This is a genomic window from Avibacterium sp. 21-586 (assembly GCF_026226775.1).
GTDB lineage: Bacteria > Pseudomonadota > Gammaproteobacteria > Enterobacterales > Pasteurellaceae > Avibacterium.
Window position 1 is genome coordinate 234596 of the sequence record NZ_JAKKOD010000002.1, and the last position, 22917, is coordinate 257512.

A 22917-nucleotide genomic window follows, 5' to 3' on the forward strand; every position below is an offset into this window, starting at 1 on the left:
AATAAATGGCAAACTTAACAGAACAAGAAAAGTGGGAAACGGGTATTTATCAAATTGAAGAAAATGATCCTGTTCATGGTGGCGCAGATGGCGTTACCAATAAACCCATTAAACAACTCGCTAACCGTACCAAATACCTCAAAAAAGAGGTAGAAAGACGCTATGTTGAGCGGTCAGCAACCACCGCTCAAACAGGGACGGTGCAATTAAATAGCAGTGATAATAGCGACAGCGAAACCGAAGCGGCCACCCCTAAAGTAGTTAAAAAGCTCAAGGGGTTAATTGACGCACTCACTCGCAATCTAGGGAATTATATCCCCAACAGCAAAAAATCAAACTCCGTTACCTCTCCAAGTAGCGACACCGTAGCCACCAGTGCGGCCGCTAAAACGGCGTACGATAAAGGTGTTGAGGCCAAAAATAGAGCGGATAGTGCTTATACTCTCGCGCAAGCCAGACAATCGCCTGCCACAACCCTTGCTGGTTATGGCATTACGGATTTTGTCCAGCGGGCATTGACCGCAAGCGATAATCTCAACGATATTACCGTTAAGGGTATTTATAACAATCCAACTTATCGTAACACAACAGATAATAATTATCCTGAAGCGACGTCTGGTGTGTTGCTTGTGTTATCAAACACGGAGCAAGTCTATTTTGCCTCTAACGGCAAGATGTATAAGCGATTTAAGAGTAACAATAATTGGGCTAATGGCTGGGTGAGGCTGGACAATTTGGTTACCCCCATTGGCACAGACCAAAATCTTAATGAGATAACAATAGACGGCAATTATTATATCGTAGGTACGTCTAAAGCAACGCTTGATAAAAATTATCCTATCGCGGGAGCGGATGGGGCGTTAGAGGTGTTTGGCAACGGATATTTTCAGCGATTTACCACTTTTCACACCAAGCAAATTTTCGTGCGCCGCAAAATTGCTGGGAATTGGACGGCTTGGTTGCAAAGTATAACCGAGCTTGGCGGGACATTTGCAGGTAATGTTACTGCGCCAAATCTAACCTCAACAGGTACACTACAAAGCAACTATCGCTTAGTGATTGACCGTAATGACCCCAATTATATCCCTTACATCAATATGCTTAATCGTGCTGTTGAGCTTAATAGTGATGTACCCAATAAGGATTTTAGTTGCATCAATTTTAACGCGTCAAAAAACGGTGCGGATGTCACTAAAGTCAGAATAGTTGCCGGTATTAAGCAGGACAAATCCACCGTACTTAATTTGGTGACAACCAATAGCAGAGACCAATACAGTAGCAACCTAACGCTCTTTGGGCAAACAGGCAATGTAGCAGTGGGGCAAACCACCGACAATGGCACAGAAAAACTGCAAGTTGCAGGGACTATTGGTGCGCTGGGCTATATCAATATTACTGGTAGTAACTGGGAGCGTGTTCGAGCTACTCTGCCAGATGGCGGTTATTGGCGATGGGAAGTTAATCCCGCATCGGCAACCGACCCACGCTTTAACTTTGTTTATCGCTTTTCGAATGGTGATAGTCGTTACGTGTCATTTCCCTCCGCTAACAAAAATGAGACGGTGGCTTATCAGAGCTGGGTTAATAATCTTAATGCCCAAAAAGTCAATAAAGCGGGCGATACGATGACGGGCAAGCTTGTTATTGAGGACACAGCCAATGGCAGTCACGGACAAGCGGGCATTGCTTTAGTTAATAAGGGCGGAGGTCAAGGTACAGCGGTACATTTTGATGGGCATTTCCACGCAGGGAGAATAAATAAAGGTGGAATGCATATCACCGATGCAGGCAATGGCAGCGCTGAAGTGGCATTTATGACCACGCCCGCAGGTAATGCAAATCAAGACCGCCGTCATACTGCGATGATTATTAACAGCAATGGGGCGTTATGGGCGAAGCAATATGGTTGGTTGCATGATTGTTTTTTACAACGGAGTGATTTACAACGCCAACATTATCCAAACCATTATCAAGGAGCAGAAGTATATCGATTTAAGCACCTAAATTTAAAAATTACGTTGGTTAATTTTGGGGCGGCGAGCACAGGCGAATATTATCTGCCCGAGTCTTATGACGGTCTTGCCATCGCAATGGCTGTAGATAATGCAGGAGGTAGATCGACAGGTGTTGTCCATAAAGGAGGAAATAAAATTTATTTCTGGGGAGACCGCTTGTCTCGTGCAGTAATCGTTATTGGTTCGGATACAGTTAGATAAGGATGTATATATGTTGTACTACAATGTAAAACAAAAAACATTTTGTGATTTTGAGGTTTGGCAAACTCAGGAGCTAAACGGAGATTGGTTGGCTGTTACAGACGATGACACCAAAAATGCTATCTCTGCGAGCATAACTGGGGGGGGGAAAGTATGGGCGGAAAACGGAAAACTGTATTGGACAGGTAAAGCTCCTAGCCCTTTGCATAGCTGGCAAGAGGATAAATGGGTGCTTGATGAGTCAAAACAAGCCAAGCTACGAGCAAGTCAACAAGCCGAAGTCTGGGGAAAAATCAAGCAAAAGCGCTATCAAAATTGCCGTGGGGGTGTGTATGTTAAGAGCGTGGATAAGTGGTTTCATAGCGACGATGCGAGTCGTCAGCAATACACATTTATGCGCACGCTCCCAGATTTTCCGCCAACGGCTTGGAAGACAATGGATAACAGTTTTGTGGAGATGACAAAAGCGTTACTTAATGAGTTGTCGCTAGCAATGTTTACCCACGAGCAAGCAGACTTTGCCAACGCCGAACGCCACCGTTTGGCAATGTTGGCGGTGGATAATCCGCTTGATTATGATTATTCAACAGGTTGGAGTGCAATATATGGAGCATAACGTCTATTTAGCCCTATATAAGGGCAATCGCAGTGGTAAAGGATTTAGCGTGCTAAAAGCCAAATTAGGTGATTGGCTCACTCGCAAACTCACTAAAGGCAAATACTCGCATTGCGAGCTAGTTGTTGCACGTAGAGAGTGGCTTAATGGTCATCATTATGACCACGAGATTATCTATGATTGTTATAGCGCCTCTATCCGAGATGGTGGCGTGCGTTGTAAACAGATTGACTTAGATAGTGGCAAATGGGATTTAATCCCGCTTAATGGTGTAACCGAGCAACAAATTAAACGCTATTTTGAGCAGACCAAAGGCAAGCATTATGACTGGCTTGGTGCATTAGGTGTGGTGTTATTTACGCCACAATCTCGCGACAAATTTTTCTGTTCGGAATGGTGTGCTAATGCAATTAATGGCGGTGATGAGGGTTGGCGTTTTAGTCCAAATCACTTAGCTGCAATTTTCAATCAGGGAGCAAAATGAAATGGATAAAATCACAATCAAAGGAGAGCATTTGCAGAGTTACGCAGTAGTGATGGATGCTAAAGCTACGAGTCGATTTATGTTACAAAGCGATAACCAACAAGGGCAAAATAAAATGACCAAACTTACAAAAGACTATTTAGACAGCTTGGTAGCAAATACCCAGTATGTACATCAAGATTTACTGACTATTTGCACAATCACCCTTAAAAACGGCTTTAAACTGGTTGGCACCAGTGCGTGTGCAGATGAGCAACACTATGACGCTAAGATTGGTGAGCAAGTTGCCTATCAAAATGCCTTTGCCAAACTTTGGGAGCTTGAGGGATATTTGCTTAAACAGCGCTTACACGAGCAATCACAAGGCTTTGTAACATTGCGCAACGGCAATCAGGCTCAAATTGTTTACACAAGCCCTTTTGGTAAGTTGTTAGTGGTTGAGCAAACAGGCTCGGAGTTACCAGAGGTGCATTGGCATAATGCTGATGGTAGTTACCATAAAGACGAGCAAAATCAGGTTATCCCGCACGAGTTAGATATTATTTGGGAGGCGAAAATGTAAAACCACAAAAAAGGAAGAAAGCGGCGATGTCGCGGTATCCTACCCCCGCGACACCAGCCTAAGCAGATTACGCCTGCATAGACCCAAGACCGCTCTGTCTGACCAGACGGGCGGATTTTAACAAAACCGCACAAAATGAGAAAGTCTATGCAAAATAAAATGCAAGAAATGCGTTGCAAGCGCTGCAAAAAGCTACTAGCACGCACAAAAGATAATCAATTTTTAGAAATTAAATGCGTGCGTTGCAAAACGCTCAACACATTTAAGCAATCCCACTAACTTCAATTCAGAGTGTCCGAGTGCCTTGAGCACCAGAACGCCATAATTTAAGGATAAATTATGGCAAATCAAACAAATTCCCTTCATTACAAACAAGCACCACTCCCTTTTGTTGGGCAAAAACGGATGTTTTTAAACGCCTTTAAACAGGTTTTAAATGACAATATTCCTAATGATGGTGCGGGCTGGACGATTATAGATACCTTCGGCGGGAGCGGGCTGTTAAGCCACGTAGCTAAGCGTATAAAACCCAAAGCGAGGGTGATTTACAATGATTTTGATGGATATGCAGACAGGCTAAAGCACATAAACGACACTAATCGTTTACGCGCAGAATTGCTTCAAATTGTTGGTGATATTATACCTAAAAACAAGCGATTAGACAACAGCAAAAAGCAAGAAATTATCAATAAAATCAATAATTTTAATGGATTTAAAGACCTCAATACTATCGCTAGTTGGTTGCTCTTTAGCGGGCAACAAGTTGGATCTTTTGAGGAGCTATTTAGTAAGACATTTTGGCACGGGATAAAGCTCACTGATTACCCTACCGCGGAAGATTATCTTGATGGGCTTGAGATAATCAGCGAGCCATTTCAGACGCTGTTGCCTAAGTTTGCCGATAATCCCAAAGCCTTGTTTGTGCTAGACCCACCTTACCTTTGTACACGGCAGAATAGCTATAAAATGGCAAATTATTTTGATTTGGTGGATTTTTTACAGCTGATTGACCTCACTCGACCACCTTATATCTTTTTTAGTTCCACTAAGTCTGAGTTTGTGCGGTTTATTGGGTATCTTGTACAGGCTAAAAAGGATAACTGGCAGACCTTTGACAAGGCTGAGCGAGTAACAATTAAAGCAGCGTTAAATTATCAGGTGCAATATGAGGATAACCTCGTTTATAAATTCTAAAACAAAGGGGCTAACGCCCCTATTTTTGTTTTCCTGCGTTATAGCCAGCCTCATAGGCTGCCTTCATCATCGCTTTCATACACCATACTGGCATATCGTAGAAATCAAGGTGATCGCTCATTCTTGTTTCTAGTGTATCAATACGCCCCACCTCTTTAGCAATGGTTTCTAATACTTTATTAATGGCTTTTTCAGTTGGTTTTTTCATTGTTTATTCTCCTGTTTTTGTGCTGGGGACATCATTGCTCTGTATGGGGAAAGAGTAAAGTTGAAATAAGCGGTAGTGAGTCTGAGTGGTTAGGAATAAAACTGGAGAAGTATGGAGGTCTATTTCAGAAAATTTAAAGGTGGTTTAAATGGCGTTTAAATGGCATAAAAAATCCACATAACGTGGGAAAAATTTTTCTCAAGTTATGTGGACGCGTTTCTCATTTTTCGCGGACGGCTTCAATCGCTCTTTTCATTAATTTGGAAAAACTGTTGTTGAATTTTTTGTAATACTTTGCTCGGTTGAAGCTCTAATGCTTGGCAATATTCAATAAACTCTATGATATCAAGGCGCCGATCACCCGTTTCTATTTTTCCAATTAATGAATAAATTACCCCTAAACGTTCAGCTAGAGCACGTTGAGATAAGCCTAGCGCCTGACGTTGAGCGATAAATAATTGACGAAGAAATAGTTGTTCTTCAGCGTGGATAGATGTACGTAATTTTTTCATTGCACCTATTTTAGGTTCAAGGTAGAATGAACCTGTTTTAGGTGCAAACATTCAACTAATATGAAAGGAGCGAAAAATGTCTTTTATCAGCAAAACTTTTGGTGGCTTAAATAAGGCGTACTATTTCCGCCATTTTTTCTTTGGCTTAATTCTTTTTATGCTATTTGAAGCAATAATCTTTAATGCGGGAAAAGGGGCGATTGATAGCCGATTTATCTCAATGACAATAATGAATTGCGTTTCTCTCTTTTTATATCCTTATTCACGTTTTGTGTATGAAAGTGTGGTAGGTTATATCTTGGGTGGTAATGAGTTTTTTGTAAATGCGATGTTGTTATTCGGCACTAAAATTATTACGATGTCTCTATGCTTTTTATTTAGCTGGGCGATTGCCCCGATTGGTTTGACTTATCTATATTTTTATCATTCAAAACAAGAAAAGCTTACTCAGCAGGAAGATCAAGAATAATGTTGATAAAAAACAGCCACTGAATAAGTGGCTGTTTTACTTTATAGATTATAAAGTGCGGTGCATTTTCCGCGAATTTTTATTTATCTTTTGGCAGATTTTTGATTGAAAAAAGTAATCCGCCCCAAATAATCACCAACGCGATTGTCATCATAATGATTGCGCTACTATTCATTTGATTGCCCCTCTTTTGCTTGTTCTCCAGCGTTCAATAACTCTTCATGTTTCCATTTTAAGCGAGAGAGTAAGAAACTAATTACTACGAGACTTATTGCCATTCCCCAACCGAAAGTATTAACAAACCAAGTTGGATAACCTTCATAACCTTCAGTAAATACTTTTGCCCCTTCACTCAATAGCATAAAGGCTAAAATTCCTGTAGTTAGAACGATACATAAACGCCATAAAAATCCTACTTTGAAAGAAGACGTCTCGTTCAAGTGGTTGCCAAGAATACCTAATTTTTCATTTGCTACGATTGCAACTAATGAGACAAAAGCCACGGCGACAATACCAAAATAGTTAACGAATTTGTCAAGTACATCAAGCATTGGCAGACCAGTTGTTGTTCCAAATAGTAATATTGAAATCAGCATCATAGGTATTCCAACAAAAAATGTCGCTTTTACTCGGCGCATTCTTAATTTATCTTGTACAGCAGAAATAATTACCTCAAGAATTGAAATAAACGAAGTTAATGCAGCAAAAGTTAAAGATGAAAAGAATAACACACCGAGTACTTCACCAAATGGTGCTTTATTTATAATCGTTGGAAACGCAAAGAATGCCAAACCAATCCCACCTTTTGCTACCTCGTTGACTTCTTGACCAGAAGCCGTGGCCATAAAGCCTAATGCTGCGAATACCCCTATTCCAGCAAGCAGTTCAAAACTACTATTAGCAAAACCTACAACGAGACCATTACCAGTAAGGTTTGAGTCCTTTTTGAGGTAAGAGGCGTAGGTTATCATAATGCCAAAACAAATAGAAAGTGAGAAGAAAATTTGTCCATAAGCCGCAATCCATACGCTTGGATCTGAAAGTTTTGACCAATCTGGTGTGAATAATGCATTTAAGCCTTTCTCAGCACCCGGCAAAAATAGTGATGATACAACAAGGATAATAAACATCACTAACAATACAGGCATTAAAATTGTTGAGGATTTTGAGATGCCTCTTTGTATACCGAGAGATAACACACCAAGTGAAATGAGCCACACAGCAATGAGAGGACCAACTACCATGCCGACAAATTCAAAACTGACACCTTGAGCAATATCACCCATTTTTAAAAAATCATGTAAGAAAAAGTCAATCGGCTTATCTCCCCAAGCAGAACTGAAAGAGAAATAGGTATAGCTAGCAGCCCAACCTAAAACAACAGCATAATAAATCCCGATAATTACATTGACCATTACTTGCCACCAACCGAAGGTTTCAAAATGTCGGTTGAAACGGCGATAAGATAATGGCGCTCCACCCCGGTGTCGATGGCCAATGGCATAATCGAGAAATAATAAAGGAATACCAGCGGTTAACAGTGCAATAAGATAAGGAATAATAAATGCGCCGCCACCGTTTTCGTATGTGGTATAGGGAAAACGCCAAATATTCCCTAATCCTACCGCAGAACCAATAGCAGCTAAAATAAATGCTCGGCTACCTGAGAAGGTTTCGCGTTTTGCTGATTGTGTCATATTTTTACCTATAAACGTTAAAGAAATGTTAAAGGTAAGAAATATAGCTGAATATCCAAGTTAGTCAATAGTTAAAAATACTATAAATAGATAAAGCTTCTGTATTTTTGGAATTTTTATAGTTTTAAATTTTGCTAAAAATTTAATTTTTAGAATTATATGCTAAAATGGTTGCATTAATAAATGATCGTGCTAAAAAGCCTATATTCTTTCCATATAAAAAACTGGTGTAAAAAAATGCAAAAAATTTTGTTAAAAATAACCGTTTTTTTGTTTGCATTTTAACCAATAAAAAACCTAGCACATTAAGCTAGGTTTTTTTATTAGGATTAAAGGTTTTTAAGTAACGGTTCTACATCTGGCATTATACCGCGCCATAAATAAAAGGCGTGGGCAGCTTGGCCGACTAGCATTCCGAAGCCATCGCTGTAATGTTGTGCGCCTTGTTGTTTGGCGAGGGCGATAAATGGCGTGTTTGCGCCTTTGCTGTATTGCATATCGTACACTGCACCTGCTTGTTGCAAAAGGGCTGGATGAATTGCCACGGTTTTACCTTGTAAGCCGAGCGAAGTGGCATTGATGATGAGATCGAATTTTTGCATAGGAATATCGGCAAGGGTGCAACCTTGAATATTGCCGTATGCGCTGAATTTTTCAGCCAATTCTGTGGCTTTGGCTAAGGTGCGGTTAGCCACAAGAATAGTTTGCTCCGCCTGCAATAAGGGAAACAACACGCCTTTGGTTGCCCCACCTGCGCCTAAAATCAGCACGGATTGTTGTGGTTTGAGCCAGCCTAAACGCTGTAAATCGCTCACCAGCCCTGCGCCGTCTGTGTTATCCGCATAAAGCGTGCCATCGGCGAGTTTTTTTAATGTATTACAAGCACTTGCCAGTAAGCAACGTTCGCTGTGTTGAGTGGCTAGCTGAAAAGCGCGCTCTTTAAATGGCGCGGTGATATTGCAGCCTTTGCCGCCTTCAGCAAAAAAGGCAAGTAGTTGCTGTTCAAAGTGTTGTGCATCACCAAGTATTGCCACATAGTCCAAATCTTGCTGCGTTTGTTCAGCAAAAATATGATGAATTTGTGGGGATTTACTTTGTGCAATGGGATTACCCCACACGGCGTAGAGATCTTTGCCTTTGTTATTTATAGCCTTATTCATAAAAATCCTTATTAACCTTGACGAAAAAGTTGTTGGGTAAATAGATCGCGTATTTCTGAAGGGTTTTGCGCCGTACCGATAGTCATTTCTAACACGGGAAAGTGATCGCCAAATTGCGCTTTTACTTCCGCACTCGTGCGGCAAGGTGGCAAGCCGGTTAAATTGGCGCTGGTGGAGGTGAGCGCAAAGCCTGCTTGTTCGCAAAGCAGTTTTACCGCAGGGTGATCGCTTATGCGCACGGCAATAGTGGAAAATTGCCCTGTGAGAAATTTCGGCGTTTCGGCTTTTGCTGGCACAACCCAAGTGGTTGGGCGCTCATAATGGGCGTTTAAGCGCTGCCAATGCTGTTCGGAAAGCTGGCGTTCATCAATAAAAGGGAGCAGGAAATCCAAACTTGGCGCAATTAAAATCAAGCCTTTTTGCACAGGGCGCTGTTTTAAAACTAATAATTTTTGCACCGCACTTTCACTCAATGGATTGCAACCCAAACCAAACACCGCTTCGGTGGGGTAGGCGATGACTTCATTTTGTTTTAATTGCTCAACCAGTTGAGCCACATTCTGTTCGTTATTCATTGTCTGTTTCAAATTGATGACGGCACGCTTTGTTGGCACACAACCAAGTGCGATACAAAGTGCGGTCGGTTTTTTCTTCTTTTTTTAGCGTGCTAATGGGGTAAGCGCATTGCGGACAAGGCTCGGCATAGGGCTGGCTGGCAAGGGTAAATTTGCATTTTGGAAATTGATCGCAGCCGTAAAACACTTTGCCTTGGCGTCCGCGCCGTGGCACAAGATGACCTTTGCCACAAGCGGGGCAAGGCAAATGTGCTTGCTCAGGTTCAAGTTGCTCGTGAACAATATAATCACAGTGCGGATAATCGCTACACCCGATAAACATACCAAATTGCCCTTGTTTTAATTGCAAAAAATGACCGCACTTTGGACAATGTTGATCTAATTCTTTCAATACGTTGGTTTCGTGAGTGGGCTGTAATGGCTTGATAAAATCGCATTGCGGATAGGCGCTGCAACCTAAAAATAAGCCTTTTTTGCCCTTTTTAATTTGCAGCAACGCGTCACATTGTGGGCAATGTTCTTCGTGTTTGGTGGCTTGGAATAGGCTTTTACTCATTGCATTTCTCACTTGAACTGAATAAATTAACCCCAACTTTGCGCAGCAATTCCGCCGTTTCAAACACGGGCAAGCCCATCACACCGCTGAAACTGCCTTCAATATGAGAAATAAAAATGCCGCCCACACCTTGAATGCCATAAGCGCCTGCTTTATCCATTGGCTCATTTGTACGGATGTAAGCGGAAATTTCTTGCTCTGTCAACGGTTTAAAGGTTACTTGGCTGGTTTGCACAAGGCTATGTTTTTGATCTGGCAAGCTGACACACACCGCGGTTAGCACTTGATGTGTTCTGCCGGAAAGCAAGCGTAGCATTTGTGCGGCTTGATCGTTACCTTGTGGTTTGCCTAAAATTTGCCCATCGCACACCACGCTGGTGTCTGCGGACAAAATGGGTAAGTGCGGTGAAAAATTACCAAGTTTTTCAAGTTGTTGGCGCGCAGCGTGATTTTTCTCTTGCGCCATTCTGTGTACATAATCCACAGGCTGCTCATCGACTTTCGGGGTTTCATCAATATCTGCATTGAAGATTTCTACCTCCAATCCTAACTGTTGTAACAGCTGTAAACGGCGTGGGCTTTGCGAAGCAAGATAAAGTTGTGGTTGTGTTGTCATTTTTTCCGCTGATTAAACCAAAATTGCATTATACTTTATTACAGTTCCACAAAGATTTCATCTGAAAAATCCACCGCACTTTGAGCCACTGTACTTTGGAACGAGAAAATTTAGCTAAAAGTGCGGGGTAAATTTTGTTAATTTTAAGGAAAACAATGATCGAACTCACTCAATCTCAATGGCTAGGCGTTGCCGTCTTATTGCTTATTTTGTGCCTTGTGCTGTTTTTTATTAGTACTAAACATCAACGAGATAAGCAACAACTCGCTCAAGAGCTGAATAAAAATGTCAATGATTTTAACCAGTTATTAGAAAAATATGAAACCTTATCGCAGCTGCGTTATCAGCTTGAACAAGAGAGCGTGAAAGCACAAACGCGCGCGGAGGGCTTACAGACACGGCTCAATGAACGTGATGAGAAAATCCATTATTTGCAACAAGAATTGGACGAAGAACAAGCGCGCCACAGCAATATTGCTGAGAAAATTACCAGCCTTAAGGAGCAATTTGGCATTGCCACAGCACAGGTGCATAGCTTGCAAAATCAGCTTAATCAAAGCCGTGCAGAATTAAAAAGTAAGCAGCAGGATTATGTAGATTTAAGCGAAAAATCCACCGCACTTTTGCAGCAACTCACAGAGCTAAAAACGAGCCTTGGCGAAAAAGAAAAGCATTTTGCTCAGCAACAAGAGGATTTTATTAAAACGAAACAACAGCTTAGCGTTGAATTTCAAAATTTAGCGAATCGTATTTTGGAGGAAAAGAGCCAGAAATTCGATCAAACCAACCAAGCCAGCCTTGATGCCTTGTTAAAACCATTCCGTGAGCAAATTGAAGGTTTCCAAAAACGGGTGAATGAAATTCATTCGGAATCCTTAAAAGGCAACGCCAGCCTTGAAAGTGAAATTAAAAAAGTGCTAGATGTGGGGCTTGCGATGTCGCAAGAAGCGAATAATCTCACTTCTGCCTTAAAAGGGGAAAAGAAAACCCTCGGCAACTGGGGCGAGGTTCAGCTTGAGCGCGCCTTGCAATTAGCGGGCTTAGTGGAAAACGATCATTATAAAGCGCAGGATCATTTCCGTAATGCAGAGGGCAAATCCAATTATCCAGATTTTGTGGTGTATTTGCCGGATAATAAACATTTGATTATTGACAGCAAAATGTCTTTAGTTGCCTATGAAAATGCAGTGAGTGCCGACAATGAGCAAGCGCAGCAACAATTTTTGCGTGAGCATCACAAGGCGATTAAAAATCATATTGATGATCTTTCACGCAAGGATTACAGCAATTTAATTGGCGTGCATAGCCCGAATTTTGTGCTGATGTTCATTGCCATTGAGCCTGCTTATATTGAAGCGATGAAACAGGATAGCAACTTGTTTAATTATGCCTATGAAAAGAACGTCATTTTAGTATCGCACACTACCTTAATGCCGATTTTACGCACGGTGGCGAACCTATGGCGCATTGAGCGCGGTAATGCAGAGGCGCGCGAAATTAGTGGCAAGGCTGGGGATATTTATAACCAAATGTGTTTGGTGGCGGAGCGTCTGGCTAAACTGGGTAACAGTTTGGCAACAGTGAGTGGACATTATAATCACGCTGTTACCGCCTTTGCTGGGCAACAAGGTTTAGCAGGAAAAATTGAACGATTTAAAGATTTTTCTGCCAAAGCTAACAAAGTAATGCCACAAGTGGAATTGCTGCATAATGACCTTGATTTAGCCAAATTAAGCACCATTTCAGCAGAACAAATTGTATCTGGAGAGCATTGACATTTTGTGGCTAACTAGATGATTACTTATCTATTTTTTATTTATATATAGCATTATTAATGCTGATTATCATAGGACATTTATGCAACAAAAATCTTCAAATAAAGTACGAATGTACAAAACACCCGCCATTTTTAGTCAAATTATTTTTGCAAGCAGATGGCTTCAATTGCCGATTTATCTTGGTTTAATTGTGGTGCAGGGAATATATGCCTATAAATTTATGAAATCTTTATGGGAATTATTAACCTCTCTACAAGAATTAGATTCCAATGCTGTTATGCTTTCGGTGTTAAACCTGATTGATGTGGTAATGATCGCCAATTTATTGGTTATGGTGATTGTGGGCGGTTACGAGATTTTCGTTTCCAAGTTATATACTGAAGGCCATCCAGATGAACCAGAATGGCTTAGCCACGTTAATGCTTCGGTGTTGAAAGTAAAACTGTCGATGTCAATCATCAGTATTTCGTCTATTCATATGCTACAAACTTTCGTTAATGCAGCAAATATGCCTGAAAAAACAATGATGTGGCAATTATTCCTACATTTAGGTTTTTTAGTATCTGCGATTGCAATGGCTTATACGGATAAGGTTTTATATAGCACAAGTCATAAAAATCATTAAATTAATTTTTAAATTTAATAGAATGACTCAGACAAAATTGTACTGAGTCATTTTTTATTTATCGGTTTTTATATCCCGCATTTTGTAAGCCTTGCAAAGAGTAAACGTGATAATCATCTAAATTCTTCACGCTTTGTACTAAGGCTTCGGCAGCGGCGAGGGTAGTTTGGATAAACACTTTCTGTTGTAACGCACTGCGGCGAATGGAGTGGCTGTCTTCCACGCTTTCAGGCAAGCAGCCTACGGTGTTTATTACCATTGCGATTTCCCCATTTTTGATCGCATCCACAATATGTGGGCGACCTTCACGCACTTTATTGACGATTTGCGCAAAGATGCCATTTTCACGTAGGAAGTTTGCTGTGCCAATGGTGGCGCATAAGCCGTAGCCTTGTTCTTGCAAGCGTTGGGCGATTGGCAATAAACGCGCTTTGTCTTTGTTATCCACGGAAAGGAACACTTTGCCGGTTTTCGCAATGCGTTCGCCTGCACCAAGCTGGGCTTTGATGAAGGCTTCTGCAAAGGTTTCACCCACACCCATTACTTCGCCAGTAGAGCGCATTTCAGGGCCTAAAATGGTATCCACCCCTGGGAATTTGATGAATGGGAAAACCGCTTCTTTCACTGCATAAAAGTGCGGTTGAATTTCGCCTTGAATTTGCTGTTCGCTTAGGCTCATTCCTGCCATTACGCGTGCGGCAATTTTGGCTAATGGTCGCCCAGTGGCTTTACTCACAAATGGCACGGTACGGCTGGCGCGCGGATTCACTTCTAACACATAAATCACGCCATCTTGCACCGCAAATTGCACATTCATCAAGCCTACTACGTTCAAGGCTTTTGCCATTGCCGCCGTTTGACGGCGAATTTCATCTTGAATTTCCGCGCTTAAGGAATAAGGTGGCAGGGAGCAAGCGCTATCGCCACTGTGAATACCTGCTTGTTCAATATGTTGCATAATGCCACCGATCACCACTTGGCTGCCATCGCAAATGCAATCTACGTCCACTTCAATGGCGTTGTTTAAGAAGTGATCAAGCAAAATCGGGCTGTCTTCAGAAACTTGTACCGCTTCACGCATATATTTGTTCAGTTCGTCCACGTTATACACGATTTGCATTGCTCGTCCGCCTAGCACATAGGAAGGACGCACCACCAGCGGATAGCCCACTTCTTCCGCTAATTGCACTGCTTCAATGGCATTGCGTGCCGTGCGGTTATTCGGCTGTTTTAAGCCGAGTTGTTGCAGAATTTGTTGGAAGCGTTCGCGATCTTCGGCAGCGTCAATGCTGTCTGCGGATGTGCCGATAATATTCACGCCATTTTCCGCCAAGGCATTGGCAAGTTTTAATGGGGTTTGACCGCCATAATGCACGATCATGCCATAAGGCTGTTCAACGTGAATGATTTCTAACACATCTTCAAGGGTGAGCGGCTCAAAATAAAGACGATCTGAGGTGTCAAAATCGGTAGAAACCGTTTCAGGGTTACAGTTCACCATAATGGTTTCAAAGCCACTTTCACGCAAGGCAAGGGCGGCGTGTACACAGCAATAATCAAACTCAATACCTTGCCCGATACGGTTCGGTCCACCACCTAAGATCATAATTTTTTTACGATCAGAAGGATTGGCTTCGCATTCTTCTTCATAGGTGGAATAAAGGTATGCTGTGTCGGATTTAAACTCGCCCGCGCAAGTATCCACACGTTTATAAACAGGGTGAAGATTGAAAGATTTGCGTAAATTTCGCACCGCACTTTCCGTGCTTTTTACTAGCTGGGCAATACGTTTATCGGAGAACCCTTTGCGTTTTAAACGGCGCAGTTCGGCGTAATCCAATTGTTCCAGCGTTTTTTGCTCAAGCGCTAGCTCTTCTTGCACAAGATCTTGAATTTGCACTAAGAACCAAGGATCGATTTTGGAATAATGATGCACTTCTTCTAGGCTAAATCCTGCGCCAAAAGCATCTGCCACATAAAGAATGCGGTTAGGGCCGGGATTGCCAAGCTCGGTACGGATTTTTTCTGGCGCCTCAGACAGCAAATTGAACCCACAAATGCCCGTTTCCAAGCCGCGCAAGGCTTTTTGCAAGCTTTCTTGGAAAGTGCGCCCCATTGCCATCACTTCCCCTACGGATTTCATTTGTGTGGTTAAGCGATCGTCCGCTTGCGGGAATTTTTCAAAGGCGAAGCGTGGCACTTTGGTGACCACATAATCAATAGACGGCTCAAAAGAGGCAGGGATTAATCCCCCCGTGATGTCGTTACGTAATTCATTGAGCGTATAGCCCACGGCTAATTTGGCGGCTACTTTGGCGATTGGGAAACCCGTGGCTTTAGAGGCAAGGGCAGAAGAACGGCTTACGCGCGGGTTCATTTCAATCACAATCATTTCGCCATTGGCGGGATTAATGGCAAATTGCACATTTGAACCGCCTGTATCCACGCCAATTTCACGCAACACCGCAAGGCTGGCGTTACGCATAATTTGGTATTCTTTATCGGTGAGCGTTTGCGCTGGCGCAACGGTGATGGAATCGCCCGTATGCACGCCCATTGGGTCAAAATTCTCAATGGAGCAGACGATAATGCAGTTATCTGCTTTATCACGCACCACTTCCATTTCATATTCTTTCCAGCCTAACACCGATTGTTCGATGAGTAATTCGTGGGTCGGCGAGGCATCAAAACCGCGTTCGCAAATGGCGACAAATTCATCACGGTTATACGCGATCCCACCGCCAGAACCGCCCATTGTGAAAGACGGACGAATTAAGGTTGGAAAACCCACTTCGGCTTGTGCTGCCCACGCTTCATCGAAAGTATGGCAAACAAAGGATTTTGGCGTATTTAAGCCGATTTTCGCCATTGCTTCTTTAAAGCGTCCACGATCTTCCGCTTTATCAATGGCATCTTCGCTTGCGCCAATCAGTTCCACGCCGTATTTTTTTAGCACGCCATTTTGGGAAAGATCTAAGGCACAATTCAGCGCGGTTTGTCCGCCCATTGTTGGCAAAATGGCATCAGGACGCTCTTTCTCAATGATTTTTTCTACCGTTTGCCAAGTAATTGGCTCAATGTAGGTAACGTCCGCCATATCGGGATCTGTCATAATGGTGGCTGGGTTAGAGTTCACTAACACCACCTTATAACCTTCTTCACGCAACGCCTTACAGGCCTGCGCGCCCGAATAATCAAATTCACACGCCTGCCCAATCACAATCGGGCCAGCACCGATAATTAATATTGTCTTTATGTCTGTACGTTTTGGCATTTTGGTTTCTCTTATAATATTTTTAACGTTGTGTATAAATTGTTAATCCAGCTTTGTGGCGAATCATTGGTTTTATTTTTGTTTAGCTTGTTCTAATGCCGCTACAAACTTATCAAACAAATACGCTACATCATTTGGGCCGGGGCTGGCTTCGGGGTGGCCTTGGAAAGAAAATGCCACTTGGTCGGTTAGCTCAATGCCTTGCACAGAATCATCAAATAAAGAGCGGTGAGTTATTTTCACATTTTTTGGCAAGCTGTGTTCGTCCACTTCAAAACCGTGGTTTTGGCTGGTGATATACACTTTTTGCGAATCCAAATCTTGCACGGGGTGGTTGGCACCGTGGTGGCCGAATGGCATTTTTTTAGTTTTTCCACCCACCGCAAGGCCTAATAATTGATGACCTAAGCAAATGCCGAAAATCGGTTTTTTGCTTGCCAGTAAGGTTTGGATAGCGCTAATGGCGTAACCGCAAGGTTCAGGATCGCCTGGGCCATTGGATAAGAAAATGCCGTCTGGTTGATAAGCCAGCACTTGTTCGGCAGTGGTTTTAGCTGGCACTACAGTGATTTTACAGCCTCGTTCTGCCAACATTCTGAGGATATTGTGTTTGACACCGAAATCGTAAGCGACAATATGATATTTCTGTTCTGGCTGTGGATTATAGCCTTTGCCTAATTGCCATTCCCCTTGTGTCCATTCATAAGGCGATTGGCAGGTAACTTGCTGGGCTAAATCTTTGCCTGCCATTGAGCCAAAACTTTGTGCCAGTGCAAGGGCTTTTTGTTCATCAATTTCGCCCGCCATAATGCAGCCTGCCATTGCCCCTTTATCACGCAATAAACGGGTCAAACGACGTGTATCAATGTCTGCAATCGCCACTACGTTATTGGCTTTTAGGTAATCTGCTAGGCTTTGATTGGCGCGGAAATTGCTGTGTAATAAAGGTAAATCGCGAATGATTAATCCGCTGGCGTACACCGCATTGCTTTCTTGATCTTCATTATTGGTGCCAGTGTTGCCAATATGGGGATAGGTCAGGGTAACGATTTGTTGGAAATAGGAAGGATCGGTCAAGATTTCTTGATAGCCAGTGATTGACGTATTAAAAACCACTTCGCCAATGGTTGTACCACTTGCGCCAATAGACGTGCCGTGGAAAACGCTGCCGTCAGCCAATACTAAAATTGCTGGACTAGACATAAAAAACTCCTTAATTGTAGGTGAACACTTACGAATGCTCATTAACCGAAATTTAGCGAAAATACACCGCACTTTGGTTTGGTGTTTGCACTAAATTGGATTGGTTATTAGCTCACAGGCTAATTGCATCGATTCTAAAAGATAATTGCACATAACACAAGCAAATTCGCAAGGAATGAATTGTTATTTATGCTTTATTTTTGCATAAATAATCAATGTTATGCAACTAATTTATTTTTCTTTGATTTATTTTGTAGATTCTGGCTAAGTTGTTTACAATGTACCTTATTTTAAGTAACAAGGCTTATTTATGAAAAAATCTGTATTACTTGCCAGCGTTGTACTGGGCTCTGCAATGCTTACAGGCTGTGCGACTATTGATCCGCAAACTGGTGAGCGTAAAGATCCTCTTGAAGGATTTAACCGCGCAATGTGGGATTTCAACTATAAGGTTGCTGATCCCTATATTCTCAAACCTGTTGCTAAAGGTTGGAAAGATTATGTGCCGCAGCCCGTTAAAACAGGGATCATCAATGTGGCCAATAACCTTGATGAGCCAGCCAGTTTCGTCAACCGCTTATTGCAAGGTGAATTTAAAAAAGCAATGGTGCATTTCAATCGCTTCTGGATTAACAGTATTTTCGGCTTAGGTGGCTTGATTGACTGGGCGAGCGCCAGCCCACCATTACGCGTGGACGACAAACGCCGCTTTGGTGATACCCTAGGCGCTTATGGCGTAGAAACAGGCACTTATGTGATGTTGCCAATGTACGGGCCTGCCACTCCGCGTCAGGATCTTGGTAATTTAGTGGATACCACTTATCCAATGCTTTCTCTATTAGGTCCTTGGGGATTATTAAAGGCTGGGATTCAAGGCATTGATGCACGAGCTAAAATGTTAGATAAAGAAGCATTGTTAGACCAGGCACAAGATCCTTATGTGAGTTTTCGTGAAGCCTATTTTCAAAATTTGGAATATCACGTTAAAGATGGCAATGTGCAAAGCAAAGGCGAAACCCTTTCACAAGATGAATTAAAAGAAATTGATTAATTATAGGAAATAACACTATGGAAATGACCTCAACACAACGCTTAATTTTAGCCAATCAATACAAACTAATGGGATTGTTAGATCCTAATAATGCGGCGAAATACGCTCGTTTTGAAACCATTGTGAAAGGTGGTTTTGGCTTAGAATTAAAAGAGTTAGACAAAGAATTTTCTAACCTTTCAGAACAAGAATGCCAAACTGTGCGTGATACTCTTGAAATGTACCACGCCTTACAGGTTTCTTATAACAACTTAGGCGACACCACCAGCGTAACACCACACCGCTTACAATTTGCGGGTTATTGTGCGGTACGTGAGAAAAAATATCTCAACTATTTACGCTTTATTACCACCACGGAAGGCAAATATTCAGAGTTTATGCAGTGTGAACACGGTTGTGATTCTCAGACCCCAATGTGGGATAAATACATCAAAATGCTAGAAGCGTGGCGTAGCTGCCCGCACGAATATCATCTAAGTATGGCTGAAATAGAGAAAATTCTAAATGCCTAATTACTATAATATGGAATAAGATGCATTATATTGTTTAGTGTAGGATTGTTTATGAGTACAGAACCGATAAAGATTTTCGAAAATCCGCTTAATATTGAGGAAAAAACTTCGGAATTATTAGGAAAAGTCCACTCAATGGGAATGGATGATATTTTGAATAATTATGTGTTTCCTTACGGTACAAGAATTTTGCTTGCAATTGCTATTTATATGATAGGTAAACGTATAGCACGTTTTCTGAGTCGTTTATTATCAAAAGCAGTATATCATTCTACCGAAGATGAGATGCTACAAAGTTTTGTTAAATCCATCAGTTATTTCTTATTTTTACTCATAGTGATTATTGCATCGCTTTCCCAATTAGGGCTTAATACCTCATCATTAGTTGCATTGATTGGTGCAGCAGGATTAGCGATAGGTTTAGCATTACAAAATTCACTGCAAAACTTTGCTGCAGGGGTGATGATTTTAATTTTCAAACCATTTCGTAAAGGAGATACGGTAGAATCTGGCGGCGTAGTTGGTAAGGTTGAAAAAATTAGCTTGCTTTTTTTAGAATTAAGAACAGGGGACAATAAAACAATTTTGATTCCTAATGGCAAAGTATTTGGCGATAGTATTACAAATTATTCAAGTAATGCCACACGCCGTATCGATTTCATTTTTGATATTGCTTATGATGCCAATATTGAGCAGGCTAAGTCCATTGTGGCAAAAATAATGGAACAAGATTCTCGTGTTCTGAAAGAACCCAAATGTACGATTGCAGTGGGTGCATTGGCTCCTAATAGTGTTCAGTTGGTGGTGCGCCCTTGGGTCAATACTGCGGATTATTGGACTGTACATTTTGATTTAACGGAAAAAGTTAAGCTAGCATTTGATGAAGAAGGGATTGAGATCCCATTCTCAAAAACGAATATTCAATTGAGCGAAAATGCCAACCTTGAAGGTTGATTACAAATCACTTTTTAATTATTAAAAATGAAGTGCGGTGGAAAAATCACAAATTTTTCACCGCACTTTTGTTTTCTATACCATTCTTATTTAGAAGCTTTTCTCAAAAATCAGATTAATGCTTTTGTTTTGATAATTATAGAGTGATGGTAAATTACTGCGTTGTTTTCGCCATTGGAATTGCAATTTAGGGGTAATGCTAAGCCAGTGCCAATCACGTTTCCATAGTAAAATTTCCGCACGATAAATGTAATCTTGACGAATTTTACCCAGAGTGAAAATCGCAATTTTGGCTTTTGTGCTTTATTCCTGCATAAGTACGAGTGTAGAGATCATCATAAGCGTGATTATCCCAATAGGTTTTGCCAAATAATTCTGCGTTTAAATGTAGATAATAGGCTTGCCAAAGGTTGAAATCTCGTCTTGCTTGCAAGCTATAAGCAATGCCGTGTGCCGTTTGTGGTAACCAATCATCTTTTTTATAGAGCTGAGAGATACCTTCAATTTGCCTTGTATTATTGGCGTTATTCACATTTGTATCACGCACATAATACCCACTGAATTGAATTTCCCATTGGTTTCGATGTCGCAAGGTATTGAGATAGGTGCCGATTTCTCGTCGTAGTGGTGTGGGTAAATCTGGTGCGGAAAGTAATTTTTCAAATTGCGTGCATTATCATCTTGTTATTTAACAAAATAAGCTGAATTACAATTTATTTGCTGGGGTAAATCTCGGCACTTTAGGCATTCTTAATTGAATGCGTTCGCGGTTGAGTTTTAGGGCGTTTTCTGTGGGCTGATAATCTTGCCATAGGCTAGGATCTTGCGGTAAATCTTCCGCCCAAAAATATTGCACGTTAAAGCCGCGCGCTTTGCATTCTTGGTGGAGTAGATCGTAGCGGTTTTTGAGAAATTGCAGTTTGTTGAAAAAGAATCGAACGTGTCCTTCGCCTAATTTGTAATCCGCAGGTTGTCCTGTGAGATTGTATTTCCCTTTGGCAACGGCGTTGGGAATGCGAGTGAGTTCACGATGTTCAGCGAGCAGGTGTTGGTCACAAAGTTCTTGTGGCGGGACAACATTGATTCTTGTCATTATTTTTCCTTATTTATGAAAAGGTTAGGTCTAAATCTAATTCTTTTAATAATTTTTTTTCAGCGCTGAGATCATTTCGCACTAAGGGATTATGCACTAAATAATTTGGCTCAAATTGGATTGTCCATTGCGCTAAAGTGCGGTCGATTTTTAGTGCAATTTTTTCACTCCATACGGTGGCTTGGCGTGATTTATTCAGCAAAATGGCTAAGCGTAACAAACGCACAAGGGCGATAACGTCTTGTTCCGTATAACGAGAAAATTTCGCAAAATCAGCCTGTTTGATATTGTTGATTTGGTAACGAACCAAGGTGGTGAGCAATCGCTGTTGCTCTTTATCAAAGCCCGGTAGTTCCATATTTTGCAGAATGTAGGCGGAGTGCTTTTGCAAGCCTTTATGATTGATGACAATACCTACTTCGTGCAGACGTGCTGCCCAAAGGAGAATATCCACCATTTCATCTTGTAATTTGCTGTTTTGCCAAGCTTTGTATTGTCCGGCAAGGCGTTTAGCGCTTTGATAGACTCGCTCAGATTGCGCCATATCAAGGTTAAATTGTTCTGCAAGGGCAAGGGCGGTGCGTTGGCGGATATTGCTCACTTGGAAGTTTTTTTCTAGGCTGTACATCACGCCTTCACGCAATGCGCCGTCTGAATAACGCATTTGTTCAATGCCAAACACTTCAAATACCGCAGTGAGAATAGCTAGCCCCGGCACGAAAACGTCTGCGCGATCCTCATTTAAACCGTCCAAATGCAGATCATCAAAATGGCTGACTTGTAGCACTTTTTCACTGAGCTGCGCTAAACGGGCGGAGGTGATAATGCCATTGGGATCAAGATTTGCCGCAATCACTTGATAGACGGTTTTGATCGTACCTGATGAACCCAGCACCGATTGCCAACCTAATTTACGATATTCAAAGGCTAAATCTTCAATTTTATTCACCGCAATTTGTTTGGCACGCTGAAAATTTTCGGCAGAAATTTCACCTTGCGGGAAGAGTTTTTTGGCGAAGCTCACACAACCCATATGACGGCTTTCTGCAATTAGGGGATGAAAATCATCACCGATGATCATTTCTGTTGAGCCGCCACCAATATCCACCACAAATTTTCGCCCTGTTTCTGGCTGGGTGTGAGAAACGCCGGCGTAAATGGTTTTGGCCTCCATTTGTCCGCTGATAATGTTAATCGGATAGGGGAAAACTTGTTCCGCTTGGCGTAAAAATGCTTCATTATTTTTCGCTGTACGCAGGGTAAACGTGCCTACTACATTGACATTTTCTGGACGAAATCCTTGCAGCCGTTCAGCAAAGAGCGCTAAACAATTTATGCCGCGCTGAATGGCTTCTTGGCTTAACTGATTGTTCTCATCTAAGCCTTCAGCCAGTTGTACTTTCTGTTTTAGGCGTGAAAGCACTTGGATTGAGCCATTGATAATGCGAGCGATGATCATATGAAAGCTGTTTGAACCCAAGTCAATTGCAGCAATTTCACGTACTTCGCCACGCTGATATAAATAATCAGAGGCTTTGGCTAGAAGGTTTTCGTTATTCATA

General features: G+C 41.9%; 26 protein-coding genes. 12 read left to right on the forward strand and 14 right to left on the reverse strand.

Features of this window, described 5'->3' with window-relative positions; all coding sequences use genetic code 11:
- Positions 1–5 precede the first annotated feature (5 nt).
- The 6 genes from L5B71_RS08775 (at position 6) to L5B71_RS08800 (ending at position 5072) form a co-directional block, all read left to right on the forward strand.
- On the forward strand, positions 6–2216 hold the full coding sequence (locus L5B71_RS08775; RefSeq protein ID WP_265758013.1) for a pyocin knob domain-containing protein: 2211 nt from the start codon (positions 6–8) through the stop codon (positions 2214–2216).
- A 10-nt stretch (positions 2217–2226) separates the two neighbouring features.
- Positions 2227–2832 carry a DUF4376 domain-containing protein gene (locus L5B71_RS08780; protein ID WP_265758014.1) on the forward strand — a complete coding sequence of 202 codons (606 nt, stop codon included), beginning with the start codon at positions 2227–2229 and terminating at the stop codon, positions 2830–2832.
- Complete coding sequence (locus L5B71_RS08785; RefSeq protein WP_265758015.1) at positions 2822–3316, forward strand: enoyl-CoA hydratase; 495 nt, start codon at positions 2822–2824, stop codon at positions 3314–3316. The genes L5B71_RS08780 and L5B71_RS08785 overlap by 11 nt, the downstream gene beginning before the upstream one ends.
- Position 3317: 1 nt before the next feature.
- Entirely contained in the window at positions 3318–3878 is a 561-nt protein-coding gene (locus L5B71_RS08790) for a Gp49 family protein (RefSeq protein ID WP_265758016.1), read from the forward strand.
- A gap of 168 nt (positions 3879–4046) precedes the next feature.
- A complete protein-coding gene (locus tag L5B71_RS10620) occupies positions 4047–4157 on the forward strand; it encodes a Com family DNA-binding transcriptional regulator (RefSeq protein ID WP_265758349.1) in 111 nt (36 codons plus the stop codon).
- A gap of 60 nt (positions 4158–4217) precedes the next feature.
- On the forward strand, positions 4218–5072 hold the full coding sequence (locus tag L5B71_RS08800) for a hypothetical protein (protein ID WP_265758017.1): 855 nt from the start codon (positions 4218–4220) through the stop codon (positions 5070–5072).
- Positions 5073–5091: 19 nt separating this feature from the next.
- Here L5B71_RS08800 and L5B71_RS08805 read toward each other — a convergent pair whose 3' ends face one another.
- Positions 5092–5280, reverse strand: a complete 189-nt coding sequence (locus tag L5B71_RS08805) for a DUF6900 domain-containing protein (protein ID WP_130230444.1) — start codon at positions 5278–5280, stop codon at positions 5092–5094.
- Between the two features lie 239 nt (positions 5281–5519).
- Positions 5520–5792 (reverse strand): helix-turn-helix domain-containing protein, encoded by a 273-nt coding sequence (locus L5B71_RS08810; protein WP_265758018.1) that lies wholly within the window; start codon positions 5790–5792, stop codon positions 5520–5522.
- Positions 5793–5868: 76 nt separating this feature from the next.
- On the opposite strand from L5B71_RS08810, the gene L5B71_RS08815 reads away from it, so the two are divergent.
- Positions 5869–6261: a hypothetical protein gene (locus L5B71_RS08815; RefSeq protein ID WP_265758019.1), complete on the forward strand. Its 393-nt coding sequence runs from the start codon at positions 5869–5871 to the stop codon at positions 6259–6261.
- Between the two features lie 79 nt (positions 6262–6340).
- Here L5B71_RS08815 and L5B71_RS08820 read toward each other — a convergent pair whose 3' ends face one another.
- The 6 genes from L5B71_RS08820 to L5B71_RS08845 form a co-directional block, all read right to left on the reverse strand.
- Positions 6341–6436: a methionine/alanine import family NSS transporter small subunit gene (locus tag L5B71_RS08820; RefSeq protein ID WP_265758020.1), complete on the reverse strand. Its 96-nt coding sequence runs from the start codon at positions 6434–6436 to the stop codon at positions 6341–6343.
- Positions 6429–7958 carry a sodium-dependent transporter gene (locus L5B71_RS08825; protein WP_265758021.1) on the reverse strand — a complete coding sequence of 510 codons (1530 nt, stop codon included), beginning with the start codon at positions 7956–7958 and terminating at the stop codon, positions 6429–6431. Before L5B71_RS08825 ends, L5B71_RS08820 begins: the two co-directional genes overlap by 8 nt.
- Positions 7959–8287: 329 nt before the next feature.
- Complete coding sequence (gene aroE, locus L5B71_RS08830; protein ID WP_265758022.1) at positions 8288–9118, reverse strand: shikimate dehydrogenase; 831 nt, start codon at positions 9116–9118, stop codon at positions 8288–8290.
- Between the two features lie 11 nt (positions 9119–9129).
- Positions 9130–9693: a Sua5/YciO/YrdC/YwlC family protein gene (locus L5B71_RS08835; protein ID WP_265758023.1), complete on the reverse strand. Its 564-nt coding sequence runs from the start codon at positions 9691–9693 to the stop codon at positions 9130–9132.
- Complete coding sequence (locus L5B71_RS08840; RefSeq protein WP_265758025.1) at positions 9686–10249, reverse strand: DNA topoisomerase family protein; 564 nt, start codon at positions 10247–10249, stop codon at positions 9686–9688. The genes L5B71_RS08835 and L5B71_RS08840 overlap by 8 nt, the downstream gene beginning before the upstream one ends.
- On the reverse strand, positions 10242–10865 hold the full coding sequence (locus tag L5B71_RS08845; protein ID WP_265758026.1) for a Maf family protein: 624 nt from the start codon (positions 10863–10865) through the stop codon (positions 10242–10244). The genes L5B71_RS08840 and L5B71_RS08845 overlap by 8 nt, the downstream gene beginning before the upstream one ends.
- Positions 10866–11020: 155 nt before the next feature.
- Here L5B71_RS08845 and rmuC point away from each other — a divergent pair, with 155 nt between their 5' ends.
- Together rmuC and L5B71_RS08855 are read left to right on the forward strand one after the other, a co-directional pair.
- A complete protein-coding gene (rmuC, locus tag L5B71_RS08850; RefSeq protein WP_265758027.1) occupies positions 11021–12640 on the forward strand; it encodes a DNA recombination protein RmuC in 1620 nt (539 codons plus the stop codon).
- Between the two features lie 82 nt (positions 12641–12722).
- Positions 12723–13268 (forward strand): TIGR00645 family protein, encoded by a 546-nt coding sequence (locus L5B71_RS08855; protein ID WP_265758028.1) that lies wholly within the window; start codon positions 12723–12725, stop codon positions 13266–13268.
- 58 nt (positions 13269–13326) lie between these two features.
- On the opposite strand, the gene carB is transcribed toward L5B71_RS08855, so the two are convergent.
- Positions 13327–16542 (reverse strand): carbamoyl-phosphate synthase large subunit, encoded by a 3216-nt coding sequence (carB, locus tag L5B71_RS08860; RefSeq protein WP_265758029.1) that lies wholly within the window; start codon positions 16540–16542, stop codon positions 13327–13329.
- A 72-nt stretch (positions 16543–16614) separates the two neighbouring features.
- Positions 16615–17745: a glutamine-hydrolyzing carbamoyl-phosphate synthase small subunit gene (carA, locus tag L5B71_RS08865; RefSeq protein ID WP_265758030.1), complete on the reverse strand. Its 1131-nt coding sequence runs from the start codon at positions 17743–17745 to the stop codon at positions 16615–16617.
- A 310-nt stretch (positions 17746–18055) separates the two neighbouring features.
- Here carA and L5B71_RS08870 point away from each other — a divergent pair, with 310 nt between their 5' ends.
- From L5B71_RS08870 to L5B71_RS08880, 3 genes are read left to right on the forward strand one after another with little or no spacing between them, the layout of a single operon-like run.
- On the forward strand, positions 18056–18796 hold the full coding sequence (locus L5B71_RS08870) for an MlaA family lipoprotein (protein WP_265758031.1): 741 nt from the start codon (positions 18056–18058) through the stop codon (positions 18794–18796).
- A gap of 17 nt (positions 18797–18813) precedes the next feature.
- Positions 18814–19308, forward strand: a complete 495-nt coding sequence (locus tag L5B71_RS08875; protein ID WP_265758032.1) for a YfbU family protein — start codon at positions 18814–18816, stop codon at positions 19306–19308.
- Positions 19309–19359: 51 nt separating this feature from the next.
- Complete coding sequence (locus L5B71_RS08880; protein WP_265758033.1) at positions 19360–20262, forward strand: mechanosensitive ion channel family protein; 903 nt, start codon at positions 19360–19362, stop codon at positions 20260–20262.
- 90 nt (positions 20263–20352) lie between these two features.
- On the opposite strand, the gene L5B71_RS08885 is transcribed toward L5B71_RS08880, so the two are convergent.
- The 4 genes from L5B71_RS08885 to ppx form a co-directional block, all read right to left on the reverse strand.
- Positions 20353–20550 (reverse strand): surface lipoprotein assembly modifier, encoded by a 198-nt coding sequence (locus tag L5B71_RS08885; RefSeq protein ID WP_326938254.1) that lies wholly within the window; start codon positions 20548–20550, stop codon positions 20353–20355.
- The gene (locus L5B71_RS08890) at positions 20528–20809 is read right to left on the reverse strand and encodes a surface lipoprotein assembly modifier (RefSeq protein WP_265758034.1); all 282 of its coding nucleotides are present in this window, start codon (positions 20807–20809) and stop codon (positions 20528–20530) included. Before L5B71_RS08890 ends, L5B71_RS08885 begins: the two co-directional genes overlap by 23 nt.
- Positions 20810–20968: 159 nt before the next feature.
- Positions 20969–21355, reverse strand: coding sequence for a pyrimidine dimer DNA glycosylase/endonuclease V (locus L5B71_RS08895; RefSeq protein ID WP_265758035.1), 387 nt, complete (start codon positions 21353–21355; stop codon positions 20969–20971).
- Between the two features lie 13 nt (positions 21356–21368).
- A complete protein-coding gene (gene ppx, locus L5B71_RS08900; RefSeq protein ID WP_265758036.1) occupies positions 21369–22916 on the reverse strand; it encodes an exopolyphosphatase in 1548 nt (515 codons plus the stop codon).
- Between the last annotated feature and the right edge of the window lies 1 nt (position 22917).

Coding starts and splice junctions, on each gene's coding strand:
- L5B71_RS08855 (WP_265758028.1), top strand. CDS start 12,723: ATGCAACAAAAATCTTCAAATAAAGTACGAATGTACAAAACACCCGCC.
- L5B71_RS08825 (WP_265758021.1), bottom strand. CDS start 7,958: ATGACACAATCAGCAAAACGCGAAACCTTCTCAGGTAGCCGAGCATTT.
- L5B71_RS08800 (WP_265758017.1), top strand. CDS start 4,218: ATGGCAAATCAAACAAATTCCCTTCATTACAAACAAGCACCACTCCCT.
- L5B71_RS08845 (WP_265758026.1), bottom strand. CDS start 10,865: ATGACAACACAACCACAACTTTATCTTGCTTCGCAAAGCCCACGCCGT.
- L5B71_RS08870 (WP_265758031.1), top strand. CDS start 18,056: ATGAAAAAATCTGTATTACTTGCCAGCGTTGTACTGGGCTCTGCAATG.
- L5B71_RS08790 (WP_265758016.1), top strand. CDS start 3,318: ATGGATAAAATCACAATCAAAGGAGAGCATTTGCAGAGTTACGCAGTA.
- L5B71_RS08895 (WP_265758035.1), bottom strand. CDS start 21,355: ATGACAAGAATCAATGTTGTCCCGCCACAAGAACTTTGTGACCAACAC.
- L5B71_RS08810 (WP_265758018.1), bottom strand. CDS start 5,792: ATGAAAAAATTACGTACATCTATCCACGCTGAAGAACAACTATTTCTT.
- ppx (WP_265758036.1), bottom strand. CDS start 22,916: ATGAATAACGAAAACCTTCTAGCCAAAGCCTCTGATTATTTATATCAG.
- L5B71_RS10620 (WP_265758349.1), top strand. CDS start 4,047: ATGCGTTGCAAGCGCTGCAAAAAGCTACTAGCACGCACAAAAGATAAT.
- carB (WP_265758029.1), bottom strand. CDS start 16,542: ATGCCAAAACGTACAGACATAAAGACAATATTAATTATCGGTGCTGGC.
- carA (WP_265758030.1), bottom strand. CDS start 17,745: ATGTCTAGTCCAGCAATTTTAGTATTGGCTGACGGCAGCGTTTTCCAC.
- L5B71_RS08775 (WP_265758013.1), top strand. CDS start 6: ATGGCAAACTTAACAGAACAAGAAAAGTGGGAAACGGGTATTTATCAA.
- L5B71_RS08880 (WP_265758033.1), top strand. CDS start 19,360: ATGAGTACAGAACCGATAAAGATTTTCGAAAATCCGCTTAATATTGAG.
- L5B71_RS08805 (WP_130230444.1), bottom strand. CDS start 5,280: ATGAAAAAACCAACTGAAAAAGCCATTAATAAAGTATTAGAAACCATT.
- rmuC (WP_265758027.1), top strand. CDS start 11,021: ATGATCGAACTCACTCAATCTCAATGGCTAGGCGTTGCCGTCTTATTG.
- L5B71_RS08835 (WP_265758023.1), bottom strand. CDS start 9,693: ATGAATAACGAACAGAATGTGGCTCAACTGGTTGAGCAATTAAAACAA.
- L5B71_RS08875 (WP_265758032.1), top strand. CDS start 18,814: ATGGAAATGACCTCAACACAACGCTTAATTTTAGCCAATCAATACAAA.
- L5B71_RS08780 (WP_265758014.1), top strand. CDS start 2,227: ATGTTGTACTACAATGTAAAACAAAAAACATTTTGTGATTTTGAGGTT.
- aroE (WP_265758022.1), bottom strand. CDS start 9,118: ATGAATAAGGCTATAAATAACAAAGGCAAAGATCTCTACGCCGTGTGG.
- L5B71_RS08815 (WP_265758019.1), top strand. CDS start 5,869: ATGTCTTTTATCAGCAAAACTTTTGGTGGCTTAAATAAGGCGTACTAT.
- L5B71_RS08840 (WP_265758025.1), bottom strand. CDS start 10,249: ATGAGTAAAAGCCTATTCCAAGCCACCAAACACGAAGAACATTGCCCA.
- L5B71_RS08820 (WP_265758020.1), bottom strand. CDS start 6,436: ATGAATAGTAGCGCAATCATTATGATGACAATCGCGTTGGTGATTATT.
- L5B71_RS08785 (WP_265758015.1), top strand. CDS start 2,822: ATGGAGCATAACGTCTATTTAGCCCTATATAAGGGCAATCGCAGTGGT.